Genomic DNA, 7959 nt, shown 5'->3' with positions numbered 1-7959 from the left:
GATGCCGCCCATCTTCTCGGGGAGTCCGGGATGTGAAACCCGCGTCACCGGCCATCGACACGGCCGCCGTGCCGCCGAGCAGGACCGCCCCGCCGACGACGCCGGCGGGCGGCGGGGCCCCCGCCGCCCGTATGCCCCGCTGGCTGCCCAAGGCCATGGTCCTGGCCCTCGCCCTGTATGCCTGCTTCCAGCTGGGCAGTTGGGCGTTCCACCAGCTCATCGGCCTGTTGCTGAACATCCTGATCGCGTTCTTCCTCGCGCTGGCGATCGAGCCGGCCGTGGGCCGGATGGCCGCCCGGGGGATGCGCCGCGGGCTCGCCACGTTCCTGGTGTTCTTCGCCGTCCTGGCGGTCGGCGTCGGCTTCGTCGTCCTGCTCGGCTCGATGCTGGCCGGCCAGATCATCGAGATGGTCGAGGACTTCCCCCGGTACCTGGACTCGCTCATCGACTGGATCAACCACACCTTCCAGACGGACCTCTCCCGGGTGGAGGTCCAGGACAGCCTGCTGCGCTCGGACTGGCTGCGGAAGTACGTGCAGAACAGCGCGAGCGGGGTGCTGGACGTCTCCGCGACCGTGCTCGGGGGACTGTTCAAGCTGCTGACGATCTTCCTGTTCTCGTTCTACTTCGCGGCCGACGGCCCGCGGCTGCGCCGGTCCCTGTGCTCCGTCCTGCCGCCCGCGAAGCAGGCCGAGGTGCTGCGCGCCTGGGAGATCGCCGTCGACAAGACCGGCGGTTACCTGTACTCACGCGGTCTGATGGCGCTCATCTCCGGCGTCGCCCACTACGTCCTGCTGCAGATCCTGGCCGTGCCGTACGCTCCCGCGCTCGCCGTCTGGGTGGGCCTGGTCTCCCAGTTCCTCCCCACCATCGGTACGTACCTGGCGGGCGCGCTGCCGATGCTGATCGCCTTCACCGAGAACCCCTGGTACGCGCTGTGGGTGCTGGTGTTCGTGGTGGTGTACCAGCAGTTCGAGAACTACGTGCTGCAGCCCAAGCTGACCGCCAAGACCGTCGACATCCACCCGGCGGTCGCCTTCGGGTCGGTCGTCGCCGGCACCGCGCTGCTCGGCGCGGTCGGGGCGCTCATCGCGATCCCGGCGGTCGCCACCCTGCAGGCGTTCCTCGGCGCCTATGTGAAGCGGTACGACGTGACGGAGGACCCGCGTGTACACGGTCACCGGCGGCACGGCGAGGCGGTCCTCGCCCGGGTGCAGCGGGCCCTGCGCGCCAAGAAGGAAAAGGAGCTGGCGGCACAGGCGCCGCCCCCGGACGGCGCCTGAGGCGCACGACTCCCCGGGGGGCGGCCCGCGCCGGGACCGCCTCTCGAACGGGTGCTCAGTGGCGTTCCAGGCCCGGCTTGGGCAGGAGCCTGGCCAGCGGGGCCGGGAGCCACCAGGCGCTGCGGCCCAGCAACTGCATCACCGCGGGGACGATCAGGCAGCGGATGACGACCGCGTCCAGGAGGATGGCCACGGCCAGGCCCAGCCCGAACTGCTGGAGCATCCGGTCCGGGCTCAGGACGAACGCCGCAAACACTACGATCATGATCGCCGCGGCCGCGGTGATGACCTTCCCGGTCGCCGCCAGCCCCTCGCGTACCGCGCCCTGGGGGTCCTTGGTGCGCTCCCACTCCTCGTGGACACGGGCCAGCAGGAAGACCTCGTAGTCCATCGACAGTCCGAAGACGATCGCGAAGATCATGACCGGGATGAACGCCTCGATCGGTCCGGCCTCCACGCCGAACCAGCCGTGCTGGAACACCAGCGTGATCGCCCCGAGGGCCGCCCCGATGCTCACCAGGTTCAGCAGCGCCGCCTTCAGCGGGATGAGCACCGACCGGAACACCAGCAGCAGGAGCAGCGCGGAGAGGCCGACGACGATCGCCACGAACAGCGGCATCCGGTCCGCGACGGTGGCCGCGAAGTCCTCGGTGGCCGCGGTCGGGCCACCGACCAGCAGCTCGGCGCCCGTCTCTCGCTCCAGGGGCGGCAGGACGGCGGTGCGCAGCCGGTCGACGAGGTCCGACGTCGCCTCGGCCTGCGGGGCCGAGTCCGGGAAGGCGATGACCGTCCAGACGGAGGCGTCCTGCGTGGGAATGGGTCCCGAGGCCGCCGCGACGCCCGGGGCGGCCTCCAGCGCCTGACGCACATCACCCGCCACGCGCGTGTGGCCTCCGTCCACGACCACCACGAGGGGCCCGTTGAAGCCCGGCCCGAAACCGGAGGCCAGCATGTCGTACGCCTGCCTGCTGGACGTCGCCGCAGGGTCGTTGCCCGCGTCCGCGAAGCCGAGGCGCATGCCCGCGGCGGGCAGGGCGAGCGTGCCCAGCGCCACCGTCGACACCAGCAGGGCCACCCACGGCCGCCGTTGCACACCGGCCGCCCAGCGCCGCCACGCCGCTCCCTCCGCCCGCGTGGCCCTGGCCGCCCGCCCGGCGACCTTGCGGGCGATCCGGGCCCCGAAGAGCCCCAGCAGGGCCGGGAGCAGCGTCAGCGAGGCCGCCATGGTGACCAGGACGGTCAGCGCGACGGCGAGCGCCACGCCCTGGAGCGAACCCAGCCCGAGGGCGACCAGTCCCATCAGCGCCACGATCACCGTGCAGCCGGCGAAGAAGACCGTGCGCCCGGCCGCGTCCAGGGCCACGCGCGTGGCCCGCTCCGGCTCGGCACCACGCAGTAGCTCACCGCGGTAACGGGAGAAGACCAGCAGGGCGTAGTCGATGCCGACACCCAGGCCGACCAGCATCATGACCGGCGGGGTGAAGTCGGCCACCGACGCCAGGTGCGAGGCGAGCGCGATCAGACCGACCGCCCCGCCGACCGCGAACAGCGCCGTCACCACCGGCAGGCTCGCGGCGACCAGCGATCCGAAGAGGAACACCAGGATCACCAGTGCGCCCAGGATCCCGGCGCCCTCCGCCGCGCCGCCCCCTCCTTCCTCAGCACCACGTACCGCGTCACCGCCGACGGCTGTCTCCAGGCCCTCGCCTTCGGCCGCCTCCGCGGCGTCGACGACCCGCAGGACGTCCTCCTTGGGCACGTTCTCGGCGGCCCCCTCCAGGGCGACGGTGGCGTACCCGACGGTGCCGTCCTCGGAGATTGCCGCCCCGTCCTCGTACGGGCTGCGTACGTCACGCACGCCCGGCAGTCCGGAGACCTTGCCGAGCATCGCCTCGACGCGCGCCTCGACGGCCGTTTCCCGGATCCCGTCGGCGGCCTCGACCACGATCTGTACGGTCGCGTCCGCCTGCGCCGAACCGTGCCGTTCCAGCACGCTCCGCGCCGCCTGCGAATCGGTCCCGGGCAGCGAGAAGTCGTTGTGGTACGCGCTGCCCACCGCCGTCGACGTGGCGGTGATCCCGGCCACCAGGACCACCCACAGGAGCAGCGCCCCCCAGCGGTGGCGGTACGAGAAGGCGGCCAGGCGCTCGAAGACGCTGCCCCGCCGGGTGGCGCGGTCGGTGTCCCGCGTCATGCTCATGATTGGTCTCCTCAAGGGTTCGGGGTCACAGACGAAAGGGATTCGGGTCACAGGTAGGAGGGGCGGTTCACCCGGTGCCGGAACGTCCACCAGGTCCAGGCCTGGGTGGCCACCAGCAGCGGGGTGATCAGCAGGAGCGCGGGGACGAGCAGTGCGAGCGTCGTGCCGTCCGCGGCCGAAGCGGCCAGCGGCAGGGACAGGCCGGCGAGGAGCGGCAACGCGGCCATAAGGGCACCGGTCAGCGCGAACGACTGCCACGCGCGCGTGCGGCCGGTCAGCCGGCGCGTGCGTTCGTAGGGCAGCCCTGTGAGCCGTACGGCGGCGAACCCGAGCCCGTGCGCGGCGAACAGCGCGGCGACGGCGAGAGCAGCGACGATCGCGGACAGGCCGGTGGCCGGAGTGTCCGGCGCACCCGTGAACAGCGCGGCCAGCAACCGGCCCCATGACAGCGAGACCACCCAGCTTCCGCAGACCACCGCCCCGTCGCACACCGCGCGCCAGGCCCGGCCGCCGCCGGGGACGGAGCCTTGGGCCGGTGCCCCGACACGGCCGCGCAGCCACAGGCCCATGTCCCGGACGACCCAGGCCACGAGCAATGGCACCAGCACGCCGAACTGACCCGTGAACAGCTCTCCTTCGAGATCCGGGAAACAGCCGACGAGGAGCCCCGCGGAGGCGATCAGCCACACCTCGTTGCCCAGGAAGAACGGCGCGAAGGAAGCGATCACCAGCCGCCGTTCCCGGTCCGTGCGCCCCAGGAAGGGCAGGAGCATGCCGGTCCCGATGTCGGCTCCGGCGAGCACGAAGTACCCGGCGGCGAAGAAACCGAGCAGAACGATGGCAAGGGTCTCCATGACGGTTCCTCAACTCTCAGTAGCGCGCGGCGGGCAGGGAATCGGCCGGATCGTCGTCCTCCGCGCGGTCGTCATGGCCCAGTCCCGTGTCCGTGGGGCCGCGGCGCGCGTACCGCACGAGGAGCCCGCCGTTGACCGCGGCGAGGAGGACGAACAGGGTGGTGAAGACGGCGAAGGAGGTCCGCATGGCGCCCGTGGAGAGGCCGGAGACGGCGTCCTCCGTCCTCAGCAGCCCGTACACCACCCAGGGCTGCCGGCCCGCCTCACGGAACACCCAGCCGCTGATCATGGCGATGTACGGCAGCGGTACGGCGCCCATGAGGACCAGATGCCAGAGCCGGAAACGGTGAACGGCCTTCCGGAAGAAGGCGAGGACGAACCCGGCGACGGTGACGTACATCATCAGCCCGAAAGCGATCAGCATGAGCAGTGCGCCGCCACGCGTCCATGCCTCGGAGGGGACGTAGTCGCCCGGGCCGAAACGCGCCACCATGTCCGCCTGGACGCGCGCGATGTCGGCGGTCTGCTGACGGAAGACGGCCGACTTCATGGGCTGGAACTCGGCGAGCGTGGACAGTTGCACCCCACCGAAGGCGGCGGTGAGCATCAGTGCGGGCAGCGACAGGAACACCCCGATGCGCAGGCTGCGGCCGAAGAACTCCCACGCGGACGTCCGCCGGAACAAGTGGTACGCGCTGACACCCGACACGAAGAACCCGGCGGTCAGCAGGGCCCCTCCCAGGATGTGCCCGAAGGCGAGGAGGGCGGCCGGGTTGGTGAGGACGGCGACCGGATCGTCGAGGACGAGCCTGCCACCCTCGGCGCGGTACCCGACGGGGTGGTTGAGGAAGCCGTTGGAGACGAGGATCCAGTACGCGGACAGGTACGCGGTGAGCGTGACGACCCAGATCATCGCCAGGTGCGTCCACTTCCCGAAGCGGTGCCAGCCGAAGATCCACAAACCCAGGAACGTCGACTCGACGAAGAACGCGACGATCGTCTCGACGGCGAGGGACGCCCCGAAGACATTGCCCGCGTAGTGCGTGAGTCCGCTCCAGCTCAGCCCGAACTGGAACTCCATCACGATGCCGGTGACGATCCCGACCGCGTAATTGATGACATAGAGCTGCCCCCAGAACCGCACCATGCGCGCGTGCAGGGGTTTTCCGCTGAAAGTGGCCCACGTCTGCATGCCGGCGACGACGGTCGCCAGCCCCAGGGTCAGGGCGACGAAGAGGAAGTGGCCGCCCGCCGTGAGGGCGAACTGCAGCCGCGCGAGATCAAGGACATCCGGATTCACGCAGCCAGCGTCGGCGTACGGTTACCGGCCCGGCGTCGGCCCGTGGTGGTCAGTGCGCGTACACCCCGGGTTGCGGGTGTCCACGCGCGCGTACCCCCTGAGTTGCGGCCAGGCGCGCGTGGACCCGGACAACACCCTGAGGCCGTGCCGCCGTCAGGCGAGCCAGCCCGGGGTGATCATCCCGGACTCGTACGCCAGGATCACCAACTGCGCGCGGTCGCGGACGTCCAGCTTGGTCATGATCCGGCTGACGTGGGTCTTGGCCGTGGCGGGGGAGAGGACCAGCCGCTGGGCGATCTCGTCGTTGGACAGGCCCGCCCCGACGAGCCCCATCACCTCCCGCTCGCGGTCGGTGAGGGCGTTCAGGCGGGGGCTCGGGTCCGGCTGCTTGCTACGGCCTGCGAACTCGGCGATCAGGCGCCGTGTGACCGCCGGCGCGATCAGGGCGTCGCCCCGCGCCACCACGCGTACGCCGTGCAGCAGTTCCATCGGCTCGGTGTCCTTGACCAGGAAGCCCGACGCACCGGCGCGCAGCGCTCCGTACACGTAGTCGTCGACGTCGAAGGTGGTGAGGATGACCACCCGGACGCCCTCCATTCGGGGATCCTCGGTGATCCGGCGGGTGGCCTCCAGGCCGTCGAGGACGGGCATGCGGATGTCCATCAGGACGACGTCCGGGCGCAGCTCGCGGGCGAGCGCGACGGCCTGTTCGCCGTCCGCCGCCTCGCCCACCACATCCATGTCGGTCTCGTCGGCAAGGATGGAGCGGAACCCCGCCCGGACGAGCGTCTGGTCGTCGGCGAGTACGACGCGGATCATTCCTGGTCCCCCTTGGGCGTGCTGAGCGACGACGTCGTAGGCGGCGGGGCGGGCGCCGTGGTGGCCGCCATGGTGAGCGGCAGCCGGGCGGTGACCCGGAAGCCGTCGGCGGTGTTGCGGGCGGTGAGATCGCCGCCTAATGCCCTGGCCCGCTCGGCCATGCCCCGGATGCCGCTGCCGGGGGCGTGCTCGTCGGGCGAACCCTCGCCGTCGTCCTCGATGCGCAGGCGCAACTCGTCGTCGGCCCAGGAGAGGGTGATCGCCGCGGCGTGCGCGCGGGCGTGCCGGGTCACGTTGGTGAGCGACTCCTGGACGATCCGGTACGCGGCGAGATCGAGGGGCGGCGGCAGCGGACGCGGGGCGCCCTCGGTACGGACGCTGACGTCGAGGCCGGCGGAGCGGGCGCGTCCGACCAGCTCGCCCAGCCGGTCCAGGCCGGACACGGGCGCCGTCGGGGCGGCCTCGTCGGCCTGCCGGAGGACCCCGAGGGTGGCGCGCAGCTCGCGCAGGGCGTCCTTGCTCGTCGCCTTGACCGCCTCGAGGGCCTCCTGGGCGGCGGGCAGGGCAACCTCGGGGGCGGGTTTCTTGCTCAGCCGGTGCAGTACGGCGCCGGCCTGGACGTTGATCAGCGAGATGCTGTGACCGAGTACGTCGTGCAGTTCCCGGGCGATGCGCAGCCGTTCCTCGGTGGCGCTCTGCCGGGCCCTCGCCTCCTGCTCCCGCTCGGCGGCGAGCGCCCGCTGCTCGACCTCGTGGAGGTAGGCGATCCGGGTGCGCTGTGCCCGGCCCACGGCGACCAGGCTGATCAGCCAGCCGGCCAGCATCACCAGGGACGTGTCGTCGATCTGGCGGTTGCCGGGCGCCTGGCGGATCTCGCCGAGCCCGACGGCGAGCAGGGTGACGGCGGCGAGGGCGACCGAGGCGACGAAGCGGCCCTCGGCGGCGGTGGTGTAGAGCGCGAGAGCGAACGTGAGCACGAGTGGACCGTCGTGCTCGCTCATCGGGTAGTACGTGCCGCAGACCAGCAGGGTGACCACGGCTACGGCGACGGGCCACCGGTGCCGGAAGTACAGGGCGCCGCACCCGACGACGATCAGCGCCCACTCGATCAGCGTGGAGGCGAGCGGCTCGCTCCCGTACCCCGCCCGGGCCGTCGCCACGACCGTCCAGATGACCACGAACAGCGCGGCGGTGAGCGTGACGCCCATGTCGGCCGCCCACGCGACCACCCGGCCACGAGGGGCGCGACGGGCGCGGGAGGGGAGGGCCATGCCAGGAAGGATAGGCGCCGGACCCGGGCCGGGCGGTGCCGCCGCCGGGGGTGCGTGGCACGTCGGAGGGCCGGGTGAGGTCCAGGGGGGCGGACCGAGGTGGCTCAAGGGGGCGCCGAGGGCCGGTGTGGCTCGCTTGACAGCAAAATCGAACATCCATTCTTATGGGGTTCCGGCCCGGAATCACGGGGGCGGCGATGCGTGGGCCGCCGAGTTATCCACAGGTCGGAGG

Annotated in this window: 6 protein-coding genes; 1 reads left to right on the top strand and 5 read right to left on the bottom strand. The window is 71.7% G+C overall.

Annotation, left to right across the window (positions count from 1 at the left end):
* The first annotated feature begins 131 nt into the window (after positions 1-131).
* Positions 132-1283, top strand: coding sequence for an AI-2E family transporter (locus ABT360_RS07520; protein WP_351812197.1), 1152 nt, complete (start codon positions 132-134; stop codon positions 1281-1283).
* 55 nt (positions 1284-1338) lie between these two features.
* Here ABT360_RS07520 and ABT360_RS07515 read toward each other — a convergent pair whose 3' ends face one another.
* From ABT360_RS07515 to ABT360_RS07495, 5 genes are all read right to left on the bottom strand, one after another.
* The gene (locus tag ABT360_RS07515; RefSeq protein ID WP_351812170.1) at positions 1339-3483 is read right to left on the bottom strand and encodes an MMPL family transporter; all 2145 of its coding nucleotides are present in this window, start codon (positions 3481-3483) and stop codon (positions 1339-1341) included.
* A 47-nt stretch (positions 3484-3530) separates the two neighbouring features.
* Positions 3531-4337 (bottom strand): cytochrome d ubiquinol oxidase subunit II, encoded by an 807-nt coding sequence (locus ABT360_RS07510; RefSeq protein ID WP_351812167.1) that lies wholly within the window; start codon positions 4335-4337, stop codon positions 3531-3533.
* A 16-nt stretch (positions 4338-4353) separates the two neighbouring features.
* Positions 4354-5637 carry a cytochrome ubiquinol oxidase subunit I gene (locus ABT360_RS07505; RefSeq protein WP_351812165.1) on the bottom strand — a complete coding sequence of 428 codons (1284 nt, stop codon included), beginning with the start codon at positions 5635-5637 and terminating at the stop codon, positions 4354-4356.
* 153 nt (positions 5638-5790) lie between these two features.
* A complete protein-coding gene (locus ABT360_RS07500) occupies positions 5791-6456 on the bottom strand; it encodes a response regulator transcription factor (RefSeq protein WP_351812162.1) in 666 nt (221 codons plus the stop codon).
* The gene (locus ABT360_RS07495) at positions 6453-7727 is read right to left on the bottom strand and encodes a sensor histidine kinase (protein ID WP_351812159.1); all 1275 of its coding nucleotides are present in this window, start codon (positions 7725-7727) and stop codon (positions 6453-6455) included. The genes ABT360_RS07500 and ABT360_RS07495 overlap by 4 nt, the downstream gene beginning before the upstream one ends.
* Between the last annotated feature and the right edge of the window lie 232 nt (positions 7728-7959).

The organism is Streptomyces sp. NPDC000229, from assembly GCF_040300825.1.
Lineage (GTDB): Bacteria > Actinomycetota > Actinomycetes > Streptomycetales > Streptomycetaceae > Streptomyces.
Note: the sequence above shows the minus strand (reverse complement) of the source record. Positions and strands in the feature narration are given on the sequence as shown.

Excerpts from the sequence above, each read along its gene's own strand:
- ABT360_RS07520 (WP_351812197.1), top strand. The coding sequence starts at position 132 with ATGCCCCGCTGGCTGCCCAAGGCCATGGTCCTGGCCCTCGCCCTGTAT.
- ABT360_RS07515 (WP_351812170.1), bottom strand. The coding sequence starts at position 3,483 with ATGAGCATGACGCGGGACACCGACCGCGCCACCCGGCGGGGCAGCGTC.
- ABT360_RS07510 (WP_351812167.1), bottom strand. The coding sequence starts at position 4,337 with ATGGAGACCCTTGCCATCGTTCTGCTCGGTTTCTTCGCCGCCGGGTAC.
- ABT360_RS07500 (WP_351812162.1), bottom strand. The coding sequence starts at position 6,456 with ATGATCCGCGTCGTACTCGCCGACGACCAGACGCTCGTCCGGGCGGGG.
- ABT360_RS07495 (WP_351812159.1), bottom strand. The coding sequence starts at position 7,727 with ATGGCCCTCCCCTCCCGCGCCCGTCGCGCCCCTCGTGGCCGGGTGGTC.